The 21278-nt window shown below is 38.6% G+C and carries 18 protein-coding genes; 8 read left to right on the top strand and 10 right to left on the bottom strand.

All coding sequences use genetic code 11. The features are described 5' to 3' along the window. Positions 1-82: 82 nt before the first annotated feature. Complete coding sequence (locus tag O1449_RS03605; protein WP_269239193.1) at positions 83-3169, bottom strand: DNA translocase FtsK 4TM domain-containing protein; 3087 nt, start codon at positions 3167-3169, stop codon at positions 83-85. 281 nt (positions 3170-3450) lie between these two features. Here O1449_RS03605 and trxB point away from each other — a divergent pair, with 281 nt between their 5' ends. The 3 genes from trxB (at position 3451) to O1449_RS03590 (ending at position 6068) form a co-directional block, all read left to right on the top strand. Continuing rightward, positions 3451-4401 (top strand): thioredoxin-disulfide reductase, encoded by a 951-nt coding sequence (gene trxB / locus O1449_RS03600; protein ID WP_018679648.1) that lies wholly within the window; start codon positions 3451-3453, stop codon positions 4399-4401. A 93-nt stretch (positions 4402-4494) separates the two neighbouring features. Then, positions 4495-5226 (top strand): leucyl/phenylalanyl-tRNA--protein transferase, encoded by a 732-nt coding sequence (gene aat, locus O1449_RS03595; protein WP_269239665.1) that lies wholly within the window; start codon positions 4495-4497, stop codon positions 5224-5226. 26 nt (positions 5227-5252) lie between these two features. Beyond that, positions 5253-6068 (top strand): arginyltransferase, encoded by an 816-nt coding sequence (locus O1449_RS03590; protein WP_269239192.1) that lies wholly within the window; start codon positions 5253-5255, stop codon positions 6066-6068. On the opposite strand, the gene rimI is transcribed toward O1449_RS03590, so the two are convergent. The 8 genes from rimI to O1449_RS03550 all read right to left on the bottom strand — a co-directional run bounded on the left by rimI (position 6054) and on the right by O1449_RS03550 (position 14926). Further along, positions 6054-6515, bottom strand: a complete 462-nt coding sequence (rimI, locus tag O1449_RS03585; protein WP_269239191.1) for a ribosomal protein S18-alanine N-acetyltransferase — start codon at positions 6513-6515, stop codon at positions 6054-6056. The genes O1449_RS03590 and rimI overlap by 15 nt on opposite strands. A 93-nt stretch (positions 6516-6608) precedes the next feature. After that, the gene (locus O1449_RS03580; protein WP_269239190.1) at positions 6609-7493 is read right to left on the bottom strand and encodes a metal-dependent hydrolase; all 885 of its coding nucleotides are present in this window, start codon (positions 7491-7493) and stop codon (positions 6609-6611) included. Positions 7494-7715: 222 nt separating this feature from the next. Next, positions 7716-8597 (bottom strand): metal-dependent hydrolase, encoded by an 882-nt coding sequence (locus O1449_RS03575; protein ID WP_269239189.1) that lies wholly within the window; start codon positions 8595-8597, stop codon positions 7716-7718. Positions 8598-8799: 202 nt separating this feature from the next. After that, a complete protein-coding gene (gene tuf, locus O1449_RS03570) occupies positions 8800-9990 on the bottom strand; it encodes an elongation factor Tu (protein ID WP_269229021.1) in 1191 nt (396 codons plus the stop codon). 93 nt (positions 9991-10083) lie between these two features. After that, a complete protein-coding gene (fusA, locus tag O1449_RS03565; protein ID WP_050041360.1) occupies positions 10084-12222 on the bottom strand; it encodes an elongation factor G in 2139 nt (712 codons plus the stop codon). 177 nt (positions 12223-12399) lie between these two features. Then, positions 12400-12870 (bottom strand): 30S ribosomal protein S7, encoded by a 471-nt coding sequence (gene rpsG, locus O1449_RS03560; RefSeq protein WP_005190966.1) that lies wholly within the window; start codon positions 12868-12870, stop codon positions 12400-12402. Between the two features lie 160 nt (positions 12871-13030). Next, complete coding sequence (gene rpsL / locus O1449_RS03555) at positions 13031-13405, bottom strand: 30S ribosomal protein S12 (RefSeq protein ID WP_004638184.1); 375 nt, start codon at positions 13403-13405, stop codon at positions 13031-13033. A gap of 171 nt (positions 13406-13576) precedes the next feature. Continuing rightward, positions 13577-14926 (bottom strand): EcsC family protein, encoded by a 1350-nt coding sequence (locus O1449_RS03550; RefSeq protein WP_269239188.1) that lies wholly within the window; start codon positions 14924-14926, stop codon positions 13577-13579. 289 nt (positions 14927-15215) lie between these two features. On the opposite strand from O1449_RS03550, the gene O1449_RS03545 reads away from it, so the two are divergent. From O1449_RS03545 to O1449_RS03535, 3 genes are all read left to right on the top strand, one after another. Then, entirely contained in the window at positions 15216-16445 is a 1230-nt protein-coding gene (locus tag O1449_RS03545; protein WP_269239187.1) for a beta-ketoacyl synthase N-terminal-like domain-containing protein, read from the top strand. A gap of 18 nt (positions 16446-16463) precedes the next feature. Further along, positions 16464-16916 (top strand): protoporphyrinogen oxidase HemJ, encoded by a 453-nt coding sequence (hemJ, locus tag O1449_RS03540; protein WP_269229764.1) that lies wholly within the window; start codon positions 16464-16466, stop codon positions 16914-16916. A gap of 218 nt (positions 16917-17134) precedes the next feature. After that, entirely contained in the window at positions 17135-17653 is a 519-nt protein-coding gene (locus tag O1449_RS03535; RefSeq protein ID WP_269239186.1) for a hypothetical protein, read from the top strand. 55 nt (positions 17654-17708) lie between these two features. On the opposite strand, the gene O1449_RS03530 is transcribed toward O1449_RS03535, so the two are convergent. After that, positions 17709-17879, bottom strand: a complete 171-nt coding sequence (locus O1449_RS03530) for a hypothetical protein (RefSeq protein WP_269229762.1) — start codon at positions 17877-17879, stop codon at positions 17709-17711. Between the two features lie 736 nt (positions 17880-18615). Here O1449_RS03530 and O1449_RS03525 point away from each other — a divergent pair. Beyond that, positions 18616-20241 (top strand): NAD+ synthase, encoded by a 1626-nt coding sequence (locus O1449_RS03525; RefSeq protein WP_004663482.1) that lies wholly within the window; start codon positions 18616-18618, stop codon positions 20239-20241. Continuing rightward, positions 20234-21265, top strand: a complete 1032-nt coding sequence (locus tag O1449_RS03520; protein ID WP_005217857.1) for a hypothetical protein — start codon at positions 20234-20236, stop codon at positions 21263-21265. Before O1449_RS03525 ends, O1449_RS03520 begins: the two co-directional genes overlap by 8 nt. The last annotated feature ends 13 nt before the right edge of the window (positions 21266-21278 follow it).

Raw genomic sequence — 21278 nt, 5'->3', positions numbered from 1 at the left:
AACGTGATTATTACTATATAAAATTGATAAACCTATAACAATAAAGCCCCTAAAGAGGGGCTTTATTAGTGGAATATTCTTATTAAACGAGAATATCGCGCTTACCGTTTGCTCCCATCGAGCTCACGATCCCATTTTCTTCCATCTGATCAATGATACGCGCCGCACGGTTATAGCCAAGACTAAATTTACGTTGTAACGATGAAGTTGAAGCCTTACGTGTCTCTAAAACAAAAGAAACACATTGATCATAAAGTGCATCACGACTTGGGTCACCATCACCATCTTCAAAACCACGTGAAGTTGGTTCTTCATCAAATGGGGTTAAGATTTCATCGACATAATCTGGTTCACCACGTTCACGCCAAGCGTCACAGATGCGGTTCACCTCATCATCACTAATAAAAGCACCATGCACACGCTCAGGCTCGATTTTACCCGGCCCTAAGAATAGCATGTCACCATGCCCCAATAAGTCTTCTGCTCCACCTGCATCGAGAATCGTTCGAGAGTCAATCTTACTGTTTACACGTAATGCAACACGTGTTGGGATATTCGCTTTAATCAAGCCTGTGATGACGTCAACTGATGGACGTTGTGTTGCAAGTAGTAAATGAATACCTGCCGCACGAGATTTCTGCGCAAGCCGAGTAATCATCTCCTCAGCTTTTTTACCAACCTGCATAATCATGTCAGCGAATTCATCAGCAACAATCACAATCGATGGTAAAGGAGCTAATCGTGGTGCACGCTCCCCTACAACTGAATCACTGGCTTTCCAAGTTGGATCAATCAAATCGTCGCCATTGGCAATCGCTTCTTCCACTTTGCGGTTATAGTCAGCCAATTTACGAATTTTTAGAAAAGACATTAGCTTATAACGACGCTCCATTTCATTGACACACCAATTCAATGCGCTTACAGCATCTTTCATATCTGTAACAACAGGTGTTAATAAATGTGGAATATCATTGTAGTTAGCTAATTCAAGCTGTTTTGGGTCGATTAGAATTAAACGCAATTGATCAGGCGTGTATTTTAACAACATCGATAAAATCATTGAGTTAACAGCTACTGACTTACCAGAACCAGTTGTTCCCGCAACTAACATATGCGGTGCTTTGCCCAAATCAGTAATCACAGGATTACCTGAAATGTCTTTCCCCATCGCCATCGAAAGTAAACCCGCTGGGTCTTCAAATGCAGGTGTCTTTAACAACTCAATCAGTCGAACCATTTCACGGCTGCTATTTGGGACTTCAATGCCGATATAAGGTTTTCCAGCAATCACTTCAACCACACGAACAGATGCCATTGACATTGAACGTGCTAAGTCACGTGAAATATTGGTCACTTTAGATGCTTTTACACCCGGTGCAAGATCTAGTTCAAAACGTGTCACGACAGGCCCAGGTTGAGCCTCCATCACTTGAGCTTTGACGTTAAACTCTTGTAATTTAATTTCTAGAAGTTCAGACAAACGAGCTAATTGTTCAGCTGTAAAGTTCACCTTTTTATTCGGATCTACCTTGTCCAATAATTCTAAACCTGGCAAAGTTGGTAAATCACGACGTTTTTGAGCCACTTGCATCGCACGAGACATTGGACGACCAAATGAATCTGTTAACGGCGCATCTAAATCAAAATCATCTTCGATATCAAAATTTTCTTCAATTTTACCCGCAGTTTCTTGCCATGCTTCAATAAATGCTTCTTTTGATAAACTTTCTTTAGGCGTTTCAATCTCAATAGGTGCTTTTACAAAAGCCGAAGACTGCGCGTAGCTCGGAGTTTGCAATACAGATTGCTGTTGTTTGTCTTCAATTAACAAATCTTCAAATTCATCAAAGCCTTCATCCAAAATACTTTGCTTATCGTCAGAGATCATGTTTTTGATCGTATGATGCGACTGAACTGCCGTTGCTTGCGGTACAGATTGAACTTCTATTGAATCTAACTCAATATCATAGTCAATTTCATCACTTTCATTTCTAGCCGTTGATCGCGGTTCTTGAATAAATGGCTTATGTACATCCGTAGCCGTTTTACTATTAGGAACAGCAGCCAATAATTCATCGAATATTTGGTCATCATTCCAATCGACTGGACTCTGATGAGGACGTTGCACTGCTACAGAAGAAACTTCCGTTGCTGAGTGTACATATTGAGATGAAGGATTTATAGCATCATCTGCCGCTCGCAAAAGTGCATCAATTTCTTGTTTATGACTCACATCATCATGTTGTAATGCACGCCATACTTCACCTGTTTGAATTAAGCGCTGACTATCGGCTGCAAGTTGATGTGCTTGTTTTAAAGTTTGCTCAAAATCTTCTGTTGATAATACTTCTTGTGATTGAACACTTTGCTGCTCTTTGGCAACAACATCAGCAAATAGTTTTTCGGCTAATAATTGATGATGTGAATTGTCTGTCGATGCTGTTTTAGCTGCAATGCTGTGCTGTGTATTTTGGGATGCATCATTCGCCTCTACAATATTTGAATCAGCCGCTTGGAGTGGAGCTTTTTGCTTTATAGTTGGTGTTTCTGTTGGGACTAATTGTTCAGTCAAATCATAAGCAGATTCGTGTTGAGGTATATTTTTATAAAACAAATCTTGTAAATATGCTGGCGTATTTTTTAATGTTGCCCAAGTTTTATTCCATTGAATACCAAAAGCTAAAGTGAATAATAAAATACTAAAAGTGAGTAAAAAAAATGTTGCGCCATAGATGGTTAAAAGCTGAGAAAGGCTCTGACCCAACTCATAACCAATGATACCACCTGCCGCATTTTCTAAAGTATCTGCTGGGACATTCCAATGTAGATACAACAAACTAGAAATGGACAGAATCAAGAAGAACTGTGCTGCATAACGGAATGGGCGATTTAAAAAACTTCTAGGCCACCATACTTGAATTGCTTCGATAAATAGAAATAAAGGAATGAACAAACTTGCCCACCCTAAAAAACCGAATAACAAATCTGCAATCCAAGCACCTGCAACACCACTTGCATTTGAGACCTGTTGCGTATCACTTGAAATATGCATCCAACCTGGATCAAAAGGTGTGTAGGTTACTGTGGCAAGAAATAGATAAATGCCAAAAGAAATCAAAAATAATGTCATTAAAAAGCGTTGTGCATAAACACTTGACACCGCAGCCATATACAGTCCTGTAACCCAATTTGTTATTTGTAGGTATCGATTAAGGTCTAACTGACCTTGATCAATAAGTTTTATATTATGCACTCGTTCTTACAAAAAAGATGCACGATTGTTTACTGTTGTTGTTAACATCCATTGTTGTTGCAAACATTGATGAAATATCAGTAAATGCTCTCCATGATATAGCTCAATTCGATTAGGTTTATCAATATTATCCACCCCACTTTGATGTGGATTAACGTATAATTTTAACAGTTTCAATATAAAAAGGATGTTCTTTAATGAGCGCTCGTCACTCACGGTTAATTATTTTGGGTTCTGGTCCTGCAGGTTATAGCGCGGCAGTTTATGCAGCGCGCGCCAACCTTAAACCGACACTGATTGCAGGCTTGCAATTAGGTGGTCAATTAACAACGACCACTGAAGTTGATAACTGGCCTGGTGACCCTGAAGGATTAACTGGTCCTGTGTTAATGGAGCGTATGCAAGCTCATGCAGAACGTTTCGGTACAGAAATTGTCTATGATCACATCAACGAAGTAGATCTTAAAACTCGTCCATTTGTCTTAAAAGGCGATATGGAAGAATACACGTGTGATGCTCTTATTATTGCAACAGGGGCAACTGCGCAATATTTAGGTCTTGAATCTGAAACTGCATTTATGGGTCAAGGTGTAAGTGCTTGTGCAACCTGTGATGGTTTCTTCTATAAAAACCAAAATGTCATGGTGGTTGGTGGTGGTAATACTGCCGTTGAAGAAGCACTGTATCTTTCCAATATCGCTGCTCACGTCACATTAGTACACCGTCGCGATAGTTTGCGTTCTGAAAAGATTTTACAAGATCATCTTTTTGCAAAAGAGAAAGAAGGTAAGATCAGTATTATTTGGAATCATCAAGTCGATGAAGTTTTGGGTGATAAAACGGGTGTAACTGCTGTTCGAATTCAGTCCACACAAGATGCAAGCACTCAAGATATTCAAGTTCAAGGTCTCTTTGTTGCAATTGGACACAAGCCAAATACCAGCATGTTTGAAAACCAATTGAACTTGCGTGATGGATATATTCAAGTTCAAAGTGGTACTTCAGGCAATGCAACAGCCGCTTCTATTGAAGGTGTATTTGCAGCTGGTGATGTAGCAGATAGTATCTATCGTCAAGCGATCACTTCAGCAGGATCAGGCTGTATGGCAGCACTAGATGCTGAAAAATATCTCGATAATTTAAACTAATCTCCACATTCTCTTGCGTTGACAATTTAGAATAGATTGTCAACGCGCTCTAGTTGCGTTAATTTAGAATCATTCTTATTCACTTTAGCAACTATGCAAGCGCTGCCTTTATCACAATATATTTTCCCAGATCCTATTGAAGCCGATCCAGAAGGACATGGCTTTATTTGCATAGGTGCAGATCTTTCCCCTTCTACCTTATTTGAAGCATATACACACGGTCTATTCCCTTGGTTTAACGAAGATGAACCGATTTGTTGGTGGAGTCCAGAGCCACGTTGCATTATTGAGCCTCATGCATATAAACCAAGTAAATCATTAATTCGAAATATGAAAAAACATGATTATCGGATTACAGTGAATCATGCTTTTGAAGATGTAATACGCTCATGTTCACTCCCCCGCAGCTATGCAAATGAAACATGGATTAGTGAAGATATAATCGAAGGCTATTGTTCTCTATTTAAAGCGGGTTATGCCTATAGCATTGAGGTCTGGCACCAAGAAAAATTGGTTGGTGGTCTATATGGTGTAACGATTGGAAAAGGTTGTTTTGGTGAGTCCATGTTTAGTACTGAAACCGACGTTTCTAAAATGGCTTTCTATACACTCATGTTGATCGGTCAAGAAAATCAGCTTCCTTGGATTGATTGCCAACTGGTCAATGACCATCTTTTAAGCTTAGGTGCGCGTACACTTTCTCGCCAAGTCTACCTAAAATCGTTACAAGATGTAATTATTGCCCCCTCTATCAATTGGAAAAGTTATCAAGAACGTGTATTTTCAAGTAAAACAATAGCAGTTTTTGCAAAATTAAACGGTTAATGGATTAACACCTTGGAGGGAGATTAATGAAATCATACCAACCCAAGTCCCTTTTAAATGACTTACAGTACTATATAACACCGCCACACGACTGTAGTTATCTTGATAACAAATCAGCTCGAATGGTATTTTTAGATCCAATTCACCGTATTGATGTGGTGACATTGTCTGAACTTTCACGTGTCGGTTTTCGGCGTAGTGGTGATTTTGTCTATCGACCAGAATGCAACTTATGTCGCCAATGTTTATCTTGCCGCGTTCCAATTCAAGAATTTAAAATGAATAGCAGCCAGAAAAAGGCATGGAAGCGTAATCAAGATTTAACAATGAGTATCTTGCCAACCTCGCAAGCCACTCAACAGCATTATAATTTGTATGAACGTTATATTAACGAGCGTCATGCAGATGGCGATATGTATCCAGCGACATTAGATCAGTTTGAAAAATTCCTCGTTCACAGTTGTACAGAAAGTTTCTTTATCGAACTTTGGGATGATCAGAAACTTATTGCCGTTTCTACTTGTGACTTAATGGATGATGGTCTCTCTGCTGTATATACTTTTTTTGATCCTCAAGAACAACGTCGTTCACTTGGTGTTTTTGCGATTCTTAAACAAATTGAATATGTCAGCACTTTAAATTTAGATTACCTATATTTAGGGTATTGGGTGCCTCACTCAGCTAAAATGAACTATAAATCACAATATACGCCACTGGAATTATTATTAGATGGGCAATGGCGCCGCCTTAACCGCCCACTCTCAGAAAAAGAGATTCATCAACTTGGAAATTCATTAATGACGACACTACCATCGGAGTGGGATAACTTAATTATTAAATAAAGCGGCAAAATCATCAGTGCATGTTTTGACCATAATCACAGCATGCTCTTTTGTACCATCTAAATTGGGATAATAATTTTTGCGTAAGTCTATTTGATGAAAATCCGTTTTTTCATACAAACGAATTGCAGCAAGATTGCTTTCACGTACTTCTAAAAAAATTTGAATCGGATTATTTTTTAAAAGTTGAATTGAATAACCTAACAACTCGTATCCAAGACCTTTGCCCTGTTGGCTTGGATGAATAGCCATCAGTAATAAATTGGCCTCATCTAGAACAGGCTGCAAAATACAGAAGCCAACGACCTGATTCGACTGCTCATAGACCGTGCACTGATACGAAGCTAAAGATTCTTGAAATTGTTGTTTCGACCAAGGATGTGTTTGTACTAAGCGCTCAATTGCAACAACACTGTCTACATCGCTCTCTTGCATCAATCGAATCACGATCTATCACTCTATAAAATATTGACGCAGATTATCAGCAATTTGATCATAAATTTGAATAAAAAAATGGGCAATTTTAATTGCCCATTTTCATTAACTCATATTAAAGCCTAATTCAGCACGCCATTTATTCAATAAAGCTGTTGTATCATCATCATTCGGATGAAATTTTGGTCTTAAAAATGCCAATAACGTTGGAATTTGACGTGTCATAAAACCTTTGTAGCCATACATGAACTTGAGCATATATTTGGTATCTCGCCATGTAAGTTTGCCATCAGTTTTTAAAAGAGTCGCAGTGAAATATGACTGGGTAATAAAAATTAAACCCATTGCAATCACTAAAGCTAATGAACGCATAAAATAAGCTTTAAATCCTTGCCCATACATCGCTTCATAAACGTCAAATGCTACCGCTTTATGTTCATTTTCTTCAACTGCATGCCACATCCATAAATGGTACATGGTCTCATCCATAAACATGGATTGAATATCTGGGTTAGACAATAATTCTTCAGCAATCGTTGATGTAAAATGCTCCAAGGCACAAGTACCCGTTAAACCAATCATCTCTTTTGTAAAACCAAATGGTTTTAATAATTTAGTAATTATAGCAACTCCATATTGAATGACTTTACCCGTTTGTGCTTCCAATTTACGCACATCATAACCATAAGCTTGAGCAGCTGCATTGAATGCCAAATGCTCTTTAGAATGCATCGCTTCCTGACCAATAAAAGCACTAATTTCTTTTTGTAATCGAGGATCAGCAAGTTTTGGATCATTTCTAACTGCACGGGTACTATTCACAAAAAATTGTTCACCCTCTGGGAACAGTGCTGAAAGTGCAGTCATAAAATGAGTTAAAGCAGCATCACCATTTGCCCAATAGCGCGGCACTTCACCAAATTCAAAATCCATTCGGCGTACAGGAAAACTAGCGCCAGCGCGGTTTGAAATATTGACCTTAGCATTCATACCTTATTCTCCTACCCAATGGATATATTTGATTAAAAATTATCTATGCTTTATTTATACGCTTCTTTGAACGCGTTAAATAAGTGCAGATAAGGTCAGAAAAGCATCATCTTAGGACATGTCAGTATGATTTAAAAAAGTTTATTCAATGTAATATTCAAAATAAAAAAAGAGCAATTTTATTGCTCTTTTTACATAGGTTTAGCTAATGGATGTTTTAATTTAAAAACCTAATTTCGCCTTCCAATCTTTAAGTAATTTTACGGTATCTAAATTATTTGGATGAAAACGTGGTCTAAAGTAAGCCAACATTTCACCCGCCATACCTGTAATAATCCCTTTTGATGGACTATAAGCATATTTGTAAATCATGCCTAATTCTTTCAGATTTAGTTTTTTATCTTGTTGAAGTAGACGTAAAGTAAAATAAGATTGAAGAATAAAGATTAAAACCATAGCAAATACAAGTGCTGTAGTACGTAAACTATATGCCTTCAATCCAGTTCCAAATACTGACTCATATACATCGTAAGCCACTGCTTTATGTTCATTTTCTTCAACTGCATGCCAGAACCACATATATGACATGGTCTCATCTGTCATTAAATCTTGAATGTGTTTATTGCGTAACAATTCAGAAGCAATCGTTGCAGTAAAATGTTCTAGCGCTGTAGTTGCCGTTAGATCAACCATTTCTCTTGTCATACCAAACGGTTTAACGATTTTTGAAAAATTCTTAAGCGCAAATTGGATATAACGTCCTGTAATCTGCTCTAAAGATCTAACATCATGACCATACTTTTGTGCAGAAGCATTAAAATTTACATGCTCTTGAGTGTGCATTGCTTCTTGACCAATAAAAGCACTGATTTCTTTTTGTAGTTCTGCATTATCTTTAATAGTTGGGTGATAACGTACAGCACGTACAGCATCAATAAATAATTTCTCGCCATCTGGGAATAATGCAGACAAACCAGTCATGAAATGAGTTAAGCCAGCCGAACCATCCATCCAATATTCTGGCACTTGATCAAAATCAAAATTCATACGACGTACTGGAAAACTTGCACCTGCACGATTTGAAATATTTACTTTAGCATTCATGCTTCTGACTCCTTTTAAATGGAAAATTTCCATTTAGTACTTTTGTTCATTTTCTTGTGTTTTATATTACGGTTTTATTGCGATGAATTAAGTGCAGTTTAGGACAGCAAGGTATCAGTTTAGGACACTATTAAAGATAGATTGTCGAACAATAGACATAAAAAAACACCCCAAAGGGGTGTTTTTTTATTACTCTAAGCGATTATGCAGTTACTTTAGCAACAACACCAGCACCTACAGTACGACCACCTTCACGGATCGCAAAACGTAGACCTGGGTCCATTGCGATCGGGTGGATTAACTCTACTGACATCTCAACGTTGTCACCAGGCATAACCATTTCTACGCCTTCTTGTAACTTGATTGCGCCAGTTACGTCAGTTGTACGGAAGTAGAACTGTGGACGGTAACCGTTAAGGAATGGAGTATGACGACCACCTTCTTCTTTAGAAAGTACATATACTTCCGCATCGAATTTAGTGTGTGGCTTGATTGTACCTGGTTTAGCAAGTACTTGACCACGTTGTACGTCTTCACGCTTAGTACCACGTAGAAGAACACCACAGTTCTCGCCCGCACGACCTTCGTCAAGAAGTTTACGGAACATTTCTACGCCAGTTACAGTCGTTACAACTGTGTCACGGATACCAACGATTTCAACTGTTTCGCCAACTTTAACGATACCAGACTCAACACGACCTGTTACAACAGTACCACGGCCAGAAATAGAGAATACGTCTTCGATTGGCATTAAGAATGCTTTGTCGATTGCACGTTCTGGTTCTGGGATGTAAGAGTCAAGCGCTTCAACAAGTGCAAGAACTGATGCTTCACCGTAAGGACCGTCATTACCGTTTAATGCTTGAAGCGCTGAACCACGGATGATTGGAGTGTCATCACCAGGGAAGTCATAAGTAGAAAGAAGTTCACGAACTTCCATTTCTACTAATTCAAGTAATTCTTCATCATCAACAAGGTCACACTTGTTAAGGAATACAAGAATAAATGGTACACCAACCTGACGTGAAAGAAGGATGTGTTCACGAGTTTGTGGCATTGGACCATCAGTCGCAGCACATACAAGGATCGCGCCATCCATCTGAGCAGCACCAGTAATCATGTTTTTAACATAATCGGCGTGACCAGGACAGTCTACGTGAGCGTAGTGACGGATTGGAGAATCGTATTCTACGTGTGAAGTATTAATTGTAATACCACGTGCTTTTTCTTCAGGAGCTGAGTCGATTTGTGAGTAATCTTTCGCTTCACCGCCGTAAGTTTTTGCACAGATAGTTGCAATCGCAGCAGTTAAAGTTGTTTTACCATGGTCAACGTGACCAATTGTACCCACGTTTACGTGTGGTTTATTACGTTCAAACTTGGCTTTAGCCATGATGATCTTCCTTTATAAACTGCTCATGAGGGTCGCCCATGAGCACTTGGTTTTTTAACTAAATTTTAGTTGGGTAATATAGTAATCGAAAGATTACTCGTCGTCACCTTTTTTACCGCCAGCTTGGAACTTAGCGATGATGCCTTCAGCCACGTTACGTGGAGTTTCAGCATATTTAGCAAATTCCATAGAGTATGTCGCACGACCTTGAGACATAGAACGCATTTGAGTCGCGTAACCAAACATCTCAGCAAGTGGTACTTCAGCTTTAATTGCTTTAGTTCCACCAGGAAGATCGTCCATACCTTGAACCATACCACGACGACGGTTTAAGTCACCCATGATATCGCCCATGTAGTCTTCTGGAGTTTCTACTTCAACTTTCATGATTGGTTCAAGCAAGATAGGATCTGCTTTCATGAAACCATCACGGAATGCGTAAGAACCTGCCATTTTGAACGACAATTCGTCAGAGTCGACATCGTGGTAAGAACCGTCGAATAATGTCGCTTTGATACCCACAACAGGGTAACCAGCCAATACACCATTCTTCATACGTTCTTGAATACCTTTATCAACCGCACCAAAGAATTCTTTAGGTACTGTACCGCCGACAACTTCTTCAGCGAATTGGTATTCTTTACCAGCTTCTTCAACATCCATAGGTTCTAAACGAACATATACATGACCGAATTTACCTTTACCACCTGTTTGACGAACAAACTTACCTTCTTGTTCAACAGACTTTTTGATCGTTTCACGGTAAGCAACCATTGGTTTACCAATGTTCGCTTCAACACCGAATTCACGCTTCATACGGTCAACGATGATGTCAAGGTGAAGTTCACCCATACCAGCAATAATTGTTTGACCAGATTCTTCATCTGTACGAACGCGGAACGATGGATCTTCTTTAGCCAAACGACCTAAAGCGATAGACATTTTTTCTTGGTCAGCTTTAGTTTTTGGTTCAACAGCCAATGAAATTACTGGCTCTGGGAATTCCATACGTTCAAGAGTAATGATGTTCTTCTCATCACATAATGTATCACCCGTCGTAACGTCTTTAAGACCTACACACGCTGCGATATCACCTGCACGGATTTCTTCAAGATCTTGACGCTCGTTCGCGTGCATTTGTACGATACGACCGATACGCTCACGCTTAGATTTAACTGGGTTATAAACCGGATCACCTTGTTTAAGAACACCAGAATAAACACGTACGAAAGTTAAGTTACCTACGAACTTATCGTTCATGATTTTGAACGCAAGTGCAGAGAACGGTGCTTCGTCAGATGCTTCACGAGATGCTTTAGTTTCATCTTTATCGTCAAGAATACCTTCGATCGCTTTAACTTCTGTAGGCGATGGTAAGAATTCAATTACAGCATCCAACATACGTTGAACACCTTTGTTTTTGAACGCAGAACCACAAAGCATTACTTGAATTTCAGATGCTAATGTACGAGCACGAAGACCAGCGATGATTTCTTCTTTAGAAAGATCACCTTCTTCTAAGTACTTGTCCATTAATTCTTCTGAAGCTTCAGCAGCAGCTTCAACCATCTTGGTACGCCATTCTTCAGCAGTATCAACGAGGTCAGCTGGAATATCGCCGTATTCAAACTTCATACCTTGAGATGCTTCATCCCAGATAATCGCTTTCATCTCGATCAGGTCAACAACACCTGCAAACGTATCTTCAGCACCGATTGGCACAACGATAGGTACAGGATTACCACCTAAACGAGTTTTAACTTGCTCAACAGCACGGAAGAAGTTTGCACCTGTACGGTCCATCTTGTTCACGAATGCTAAACGAGGCACTTTATATTTGTTTGCTTGACGCCATACAGTTTCAGACTGAGGTTGTACACCACCTACAGCACAGTAAACCATGCACGCACCATCAAGAACACGCATAGAACGTTCAACTTCGATCGTGAAGTCTACGTGTCCCGGTGTATCAATTACGTTGATACGGTGTTGTTGAAATTGGTTACCCATACCAGACCAGAAACAAGTTGTCGCAGCAGAGGTAATTGTAATACCACGCTCTTGTTCTTGTTCCATCCAGTCCATTGTTGCTGCACCGTCATGTACTTCACCAATCTTGTGAGATACACCTGTGTAGAACAAAATACGTTCAGTTGTAGTTGTTTTACCTGCGTCAATGTGCGCAGAGATACCGATGTTACGGTAATTACTAATTGGAGTTTGGCGAGCCATGATGTCTACATTCCTAAATGTTATATTTAAAACAGGACGCATCAATTAAATTGATGCGTACAAATATTCAAGCAGGCAACTTAAATACCCGCAAAGCTCCCACTTTGATAGAAAGCAATGTTGAATCTAGCTGCTGTACGCATGAATATTCTCCTGATTAGGGACTGTTTTATCCGCTTAGAAACGGTAGTGAGAGAAGGCTTTGTTGGCTTCAGCCATACGATGCACGTCTTCACGTTTTTTGATCGCAGAACCTTTACCTTCAGCTGCATCAAGCAACTCACCAGCAAGACGTAAAGCCATCGTTTTTTCAGAACGCTTAGCAGCAGCATCTACTAACCAACGCATAGCCAAGGCAGTACGACGGGATGGGCGCACTTCCATAGGTACTTGATAAGTAGCACCACCAACACGGCGTGCTTTTACTTCGACCATAGGACGAACTTTTTCAAGAGTAGTCTCGAAAAATTCAACTGGGTCAACTTTGTTTTTTTCTTGAACGCGGTCTAAAGCACCGTAAACGATACTTTCAGCAATAGATTTTTTACCATCTTGCATTACGTGGTTCATGAATTTAGCGATTGTTTGGCTGCTAAATTTTGGATCTGGAAGGATCTCACGAGCAGCGACTACGCGACGTCTTGGCATTTTAATACACCTAATAATATGACACTTCAGGATAATCCAGCAGTTTGTACAAGTGTCATGTACGCTACGCTGGCCTTACTATACGTCGCTTGAATTACAAATCTATGAAGAATTCAAACAAGCGAAACGCTAAAGGGTTGTTTGGGCTAGTTTCCTAGAATTACTTCTTAGGACGCTTAGCACCGTATTTAGAACGTGACTGGTTACGATCTTTAACACCAGCACAGTCTAAAGAACCACGAACGGTATGGTAACGTACACCTGGTAAGTCTTTAACACGACCACCACGGATAAGCACAACACTGTGCTCTTGTAAGTTATGACCTTCACCACCGATATAGCTTGATACTTCAAAACCAGAAGTTAAGCGAACACGGCAAACCTTACGCATTGCTGAGTTAGGTTTTTTAGGAGTAGTCGTATATACACGTGTACATACACCACGACGTTGTGGACAAGCCTTCAACGCAGGAACTTTTGATTTTTCAATCAAAGTTGTACGACCCTTACGGATCAACTGATTTGTTGTTGCCATTTGGCAATTCTCCCGTTATTAAACAACCTTAAAAAGAAAAACACCTCTTTTTAAGGGCACATAATTGTAAGCCAAGAAGTAAAAATGGTCAACATTGCAAGATAAAGCAAGTGCTGACCATTTCTATAATTTTGTTGTTTTATTGATGTCTAAATCACACCAACAAAATAATTAACTGTGTTTTGTTGATGCAGGCTCTATATCGATTGTTTTTGGTTCTGTAGATAGTTCCGATTCATCAGAAGTGAGTAATTCATTTGATTGCTCTTTCAAAGCAGATTGCTGTTCAGTATGTTCGTGCTTGACCACATGCTCTGATGCAAGCTGTTGAATACTCTGCTCAACGTTTTCATTCGTCTGAATTTCTTTAGCAGCATGATCTTTAGATTGCACTGAAACATTGGTAATCACATCATTTTTGCTTTCATCAACACTACTTAATGCATTTGTCGTAGTCTCTGTTGCATTTAACAATTGTGAATTCGGCTTTCTTAATAATGCTTCCGCTTTGTAATAGGCTTCTAAGGGTGAAAGATCTTCATTCGGATATTCATTCAAATAAAAACGGGCTGCCCCGAAAACAGATTGTGCCTTGTGTCCTACATCTTCGAGTAAACGCCAACTATAAAAGCCACCTAAAGCAGCACCAGCAACTGGTGTTAATTTACCAATCACAGATGCTTGAGGGATATGATTCAACCACCCCCATTTAAACTGTCCTTCCTCATCAACAAACCATTTCTTTACAAGCTCAATATCGTTGCTCGATCCAAGCAACTGCTGAAACTGTTGTAAGTCATGGGTTTCTAACATCGACTTCAAAGCTTTTAATGCAATCAATAATGTTTGTTTTTCAGCAATAATACCCAAATCAATTTCTTTAAAAATAAAGGCAACCACTTCTTGATCTGTCTCATCAGCCAAATCAAACCCATGAGAGCGACCCGTTTGATAAATTGTTCTTAGTGCTAGAACAATCGAGGCAGGAATATCAACGGCTGCACCCCAAACTCCTGTCGCTCCCGTGATAACGCCTTGCGCAGCGGCTAATAATTTATTTTGTTCGATTAATGCCTGACTTAAACGTTGAGAACGCCCAGTATCTTGAGTGAGTTCGGTAATATCTTTTACACCTGCCTCTTCCAGAATCTTTTCTGTAAGTGAAGTATTGGAACTAAATTCATTCAACCACTGAAATAAATAATCAGAAACTTTTTCGCCCATGTCAGGTGAAATGAAAGATGCAACATTATTTACTTTTGTGTAATGGCGACCCAAAAGTTGATGTGACAATTTAGGTAACTGTTGACGTAACATATGTTGTGGGCTTTCGTATTGCTCAATCTCAAATGGGCTTTTAAAACGCGCCTTCCCTTCGATCACATTAGATGAATCTGTAGATCCATCTGCTAATGTTTTAGGGGCAGTTTGAAGTTTTTGTATTTCTGAACTGAGCTTTTTAGCCACTCCAAAGGCTTGGGTAAATAAACCTGAAGATTGCTTGTTTTTAGATTTTGTCATCAAGTACCTCTGTTCTATAATTTGTGCATCTCTAGGTAAATACTAGGTTGAATGCAAATTTATCTCAACTTTTATCTGTGTTCTTTCATTACCTTTTGTCTCAACTGCATTTATATTTACGAATATTTACACAACTAGAAATAGGCATAAAATTTGCCATAAGAAATAAAAAACCTTTCTGCTATGATGGTGTCATTCACTCATAAGCCATTTAAATCGTTATTTTCTCCTGATTTGTACTTATAGCGATATGCATAAGGCTTCGTATTACCATAAAAGGGATCTGTAAATGAAACGTGTTGTAATCACTGGTATGGGCATTAACTCATGTATCGGTAACTCTTTAGAAGATGTCACTCATTCTTTAAAAAATGGAATCTCAGGAACACGTTTTAATCCAACTTATGCCGAATTAAATTTTAAAAGTCATGTCAGCGCTGCTGCTGAACAAGATTTTGATGGTATTGACCGTAAAATCAAGCGTTTTATGGGTGTATGTGCGATGTATGCTTATAACGCAGCGATTGCAGCAGTAGAACATGCGGGTCTAAAACAAGAGGATCTAGCAAATAACCCTCGTTATGGTATTGCAGGTGGTAGCGGCGGTAACTCAACTGCATCAGTTGCAGAGATGGTTAAGCTATTAGAAGAAAAAGGCGCACGTAAAATTGGTCCTTTCTTTGTTCCCCGTAATATGAGTAACACAATTACTGCCAATGTCGGTGTAGCATTGAAACTACAAGGCGTTGCGCATTCAATTACCAGTGCATGTGCAACTTCTGCTGATGCAATTGGTTATGCCTACAACCTGATTCAATTGGGTAAACAAGACCTAATGCTTGCGGGTGGTGGTGAAGAAGATCACTGGTCTCAAAGCTTACTTTTTGATGCAATGGGTGCATTGTGTTCTAAATATAATGATACTCCCGAATCTGCATCTCGCCCTTACTCAGCGGATCGTGATGGTTTTGTCATCGCTGGTGGTGGTGGTTTCATTATTCTTGAATCACTTGAACATGCACAAGCACGTGGTGCGAACATCTTAGCTGAAGTTGTTGCTTATGCAGCGAATAGCGACGGTGCAGATATGGTTGCACCAAGTGGTGAAGGTGCGACACGTTGTATCATCATGGCATTAGATGAAGCAAAACAACACGGTGTAGAACAAATCGATTATGTCAACACACATGGTACATCAACACCAGCGGGTGACGTGACTGAGCTTAAAGCAATGGAGCGTGCATTTGGTGAAGGACAAGTTCCACCACTTAGTTCAACCAAATCAATGACGGGTCACAGCTTAGGTGCTGCAGGTGTTCAAGAAGCGATTTATTCTATATTGATGATGCAAAATGACTTTATTGCTCCAAACATCAACGTGACTGAGCTTGATGAAGGCGCACAAGGTTTCGATATTGTACTTGAAAAACGTGATACAAAACTGAATACTGTGATGAGTAACAGTTTTGGCTTTGGCGGCGTAAACGCCTGCCTTATTTTCAAGAAGTGGGATGCATAATCCCACCTAGGATTATCGATGGATGCACCTTCTGATGCTTTCTTATGGGTAAAAGCATTACATATTATTGCCGTGGTTTGCTGGTTCGCTGCATTGTTCTACTTACCCCGGCTTTATGTCTACCATGCTATGAGTGAAGATGCCGTTAGTCATCAACGCTTTGAGGTGATGGAACGCAAGTTGTATCGCGGTATTATGTGGCCATCTATGATTGCCACACTCATTACTGCCCACTTCCTTGTCGATTGGGGTGATGCAACCCGACACTACCATGAAGCTTTATGGTTCTATCTTAAAGTCGGTCTGGTGGGTTTATTGGTCATATACCACTTTATTTGCGGTTATTATCGCAAGAAATTGATTGGTAACGCTCATTATAAGTCACACAAGTTTTGGCGTTTTTTTAATGAAATGCCGACTCTCATCCTATTTACAGTCGTCATCCTTGTTGTTGTAAAACCCCAGTTCTAATTGGGGTTTTTGCTTTTTAATGGGTCATCAAATTTTATAAAATTAGAATCAAATTAAGATTATGTATGAGATTTAAAACTATTTAACTTTTAATGAACTAAAATCAAAAAATTGAATCGCATCGCAACAATTACAAAACTAAGCGCAATCAAAAATTGGTTTTCTAATTAAACTATTTGCTATGGTATTAAACAAATTATGAATTGAATTTGAATCAGATGAAATTATTCGAATCATTGCACGCTATTCCCTCTCTGCTCATATCATTTCTGATTGTTTTTCTTAACATGAATGAATTTAAATGGCGTGGCTTAACTGATGGCGAAGTTGCACTCGCTCAATCTGTATTCGGTGATCTGATTGATTATCATGCAGTAAAAATCTTTAATATTCCTTATTTACCGTGGCAGCCATTGAATATTTTTATGGCGCCAAACGGCAATCTATTTGTACATAAACAACATTTTTACCAAGATTACTCAAAATGTTCATTAGATCTTCAGGCAATTTTTATTCATGAATTGGCCCACATCTTGCAATTTCAGCAAAAAACCAATGTCATCTTAAAAGGAATGTTGTTACAGACAGGCTACTATCTTAGTTTTAAAAAGTATAATCCCTATCATTATCACTTTATTCAAACCAAGACTTTCACCAGTTACAACATTGAACAACAAGGTGATATTGCACGAGATATTTTTTTAAAGAAGATTCCAAATATTATTTTGAACCAATAAAAAAGCCCTGTGAAATAAATGACAGGGCTTTTAAGTTAGAAATTCGCAATCTGCTTTATGCAACAGAACCTTTGCGCATTTTAGATTTAAGTTCATGGCGGCTGTCCATATTCGTCGTAAAATCCGTATCTTTGCGTATATCATCCATGATAATTGTACCAATACGCCCCACACCAATTGCCAATCCAAAGGCAATTACTGGAAATAAAATGGTTGAAATCATCATCACTCTAACCTCTTGAATATAGGAAATTCTTAACTGACTGATTAAATCTAAAGTTTATTTGTCTTGCTCTTGAAACATCACTGTACCAATACGACCAACAACAACTGCCAAGCCAAATGCAACCACAGGAAATAATAAAATTGACATATTCGTTACCTCTTTTTGTATGTTACTCACATACTTGATTTAAATTACAGTGTACACATGTTCACATTGATTAGGATAATAGCAGTGTACACGCGTACACTCAAGCAATAAATAGATTTACCCGACGAATGGTATAAAAAACAATCACAAAGACATAAAACATTGAATTTATTTATTTTAAAAATAATAAACCACTCAATAAATTAATCTTTTTTGCGAATTCTATCAGTGATTGAATAGGTCTAGCGTATTAAAAAATCTGTATTTGCTGTAATTAATCTGTCACCAGAGTATGAAAAGATGAAATGAAAAATTATACAAAAGCACTAAATTTTGAAATTTTTGCCCAATAGATTGATATGGATAACTTCAAATACACAGATTGATCCATAGATCTTCGTATTTTATACAGAAAAACTTGTTATTTTTACGCAGAAAAATGTGCATTTAGTATATATTAGTGAACTTGTCATTTTTCTTTAAGATGCAGAATGTTTAGCACCATGATATACAAACGTTTTTAAAACTATACTTATATAAATCAAAATCTTGTATATCAGCACTTGTTAAGACTTAGGATTAGGTTTGAATGAAAAATTTTAAAATTGCCCTTGCTCAATTTTCTCCGCATATTGGCAATATTGACGCAAATACTCAAAAGATGGTTGAGCAAGCAAATTTAGCGAAACAACAACAGGCTGATCTAATCATCTTCCCTGAACTTTCTACGCTAGGTTACCCAGCTGAAGATTTATTACTTCGCCCGAATTTACAAAAACGCACTCAAAAAGCGTTCGCTCAATTAAGTGAAGTGAAAGATATCGTTATGGTGTTTGGTTTTGTTCACCAAACAGAAGATGGTCACCGTTACAACTCAGCCGCAGTGATTAAAGATGGGCAAGTTTTAGGAATATACAACAAACAGAACTTACCAAATTATGGCGTCTTTGATGAAAAACGTTATTTCCAAGATGGTCATCAACATCTCGTTTTTGAGTATTTAGGTCATAAGTTTGGTGTACTGATTTGTGAAGATGTTTGGTCACTGAATACCGTCAAACAACTTAGCCAACTGAATGTTGAAACGGTGCTTGTCTTAAATGCTTCTCCGTATGAAGTCGGCAAACCACAGCATCGCATCCAAACATTAAATGAACTCGCAAAACAACTGAATCTAAATATTGTTTATGTCAATCAAGTGGGTGGACAGGACGATCTTATTTTTGATGGTTCAAGTTTTGTCAGTAACAAAAATGGCGAACTTGCATTACAAGCACCTAGTTTTCAAGAATCTGTTTATGTGACTGAATATGATGCAGAGCAAAAACAGTTTAAAACTGCTAATGCAATTCCAACTTTAGATACTTTTGCCGAAATCTATCAAGCATTGGTCATGGCAACACGTGACTACGTACAACGCTCAGGATTCCCAGGTGTGATCTTGGGCTTATCGGGTGGAATCGATTCAGCCTTGACACTTGCTATTGCTGTTGATGCGATTGGTGCTGATAAAGTACAAGCCGTGATGATGCCTTATACTTACACCTCTCAAATGAGTGTAGAAGATGCAACAGAACAAGCACGTCGCATGGGCGTAACTTTCGGTATTGCAGAGATTCACCCAATCGTAAATAGCTTCATGCAGACCCTATTCCCATTCTTTGGAAATACACCTGCTGACGCAACTGAAGAAAATTTACAGGCACGTACCCGTGGTACTTTACTCATGGGTTTATCAAATAAGTTTGGCAACCTTGTACTTTCAACAGGTAACAAGTCTGAAATTTCAGTCGGTTATTGCACACTCTATGGTGATATGGTTGGTGGCTTCTCTGTATTAAAAGATGTCTATAAAACCATCGTCTTCGAATTAGCAAAATACCGTAATACATTAAGTGAAACACCTGTGATCCCTGAGCGTGTCATTACTCGCCCACCTTCAGCGGAGCTGCGTCCTGATCAAACAGACCAAGACTCTTTACCTGCTTATGATGTACTTGATGCAATTCTGTACGCTTATATCGAAGAAGATCTTAGCCAAGCAGACATTATTGCAAAAGGCTACGAAGCTGAAGTGGTTGAAAAAGTAATACGCTTAGTTGATCGTAATGAATACAAGCGTCGTCAGGGTGCAATTGGCCCACGTATTAGTTCACGTGCTTTCAGTCGCGAACGACGCTACCCTATCGTCAATGGATGGACCGCGAATGACTGAAAAAATTGTTTCTGAAAAGTCACAATTACTTGCTCAAGCACTTATGCTTGAGCAAGTGGCATTTTATAAAAATCAGCTTACTACACAGCTTTCTCCTGAGTTCTTTCAGCAGTTTATTCAGTTGTTTCTACAACATGCACCAAATATCAAACTGAAAGAAGTGATAGAGCTTGAACAAATCCAAGCCGTTGTTAAGCGTTATGCCTTTGAAATGCAGCTTGGTGCTGGGCTATTAGAGTTTATTGGTGAAATTGCTCAACGCTTGCATGTTTTTTCTTTACAGTCTTCAGCACATTTAGAAGATGTTTTTTCAGATCACCAATTTGAAATGTGGTTATCTAAATTTCTCGAATTAGAAAATATTCGACATTATTTAAACCACTTCTTGAAAGAAAGCCCTTCAATTCAGCAATTATGCCAATATATTGCAACCACAACTTTACAAAATAAATTACCAAAATTATTTTCACAATCTGATGAAGAACAAATTTCTGAAAGCAAATATCAGTGGCAGCAGAAACTAAAGACTTTTTCACATCGTCAACAACAACGCATTGAACAGAAAATCGAAGAAAGTATTGCTCGCTTTATCCAAGAACAACTTGCCGATTTAAGCTTACTTTCAAACGATGACTTAGAGAGCTTGGCACGTAATATCTGGGAAGATAATAAAGCTAAACCTTTATCTGAATACACCAAACAAGTCACACCTTTGGATGTTGAAGAATTCTTTGTAATGATTTATGAATACTGGAAAGAGCTACGTCAGTCTTCCTATATTCAAGATCTTATTCTATACGGCGTAAAAGTCTTTTATGATTTTTATGAAGACGAAAGTTTAGAGGATGTATTTGCTGCGATTGGGATTGAAGAGTCAGATCTTCAAAATGAAGCTGTACGTTTTTATCCTAAAGTCGTTGTAGCCTTAGATGAACATGGCGTATTAGAACCTATTATCACCATGATCGTAAAACCTTTTTATGAAAGTCATCAAACTCTAGCGACGATTGAAAAGCATTTATAATTATTATTTTTCT

The sequence above is a fragment of the Acinetobacter sp. TR3 genome (genome assembly GCF_027105055.1).
Lineage (GTDB): Bacteria > Pseudomonadota > Gammaproteobacteria > Pseudomonadales > Moraxellaceae > Acinetobacter.
The sequence above is the reverse complement of the archived record's forward strand: the minus strand, read 5'-3'. Positions and strand labels throughout refer to the sequence as shown.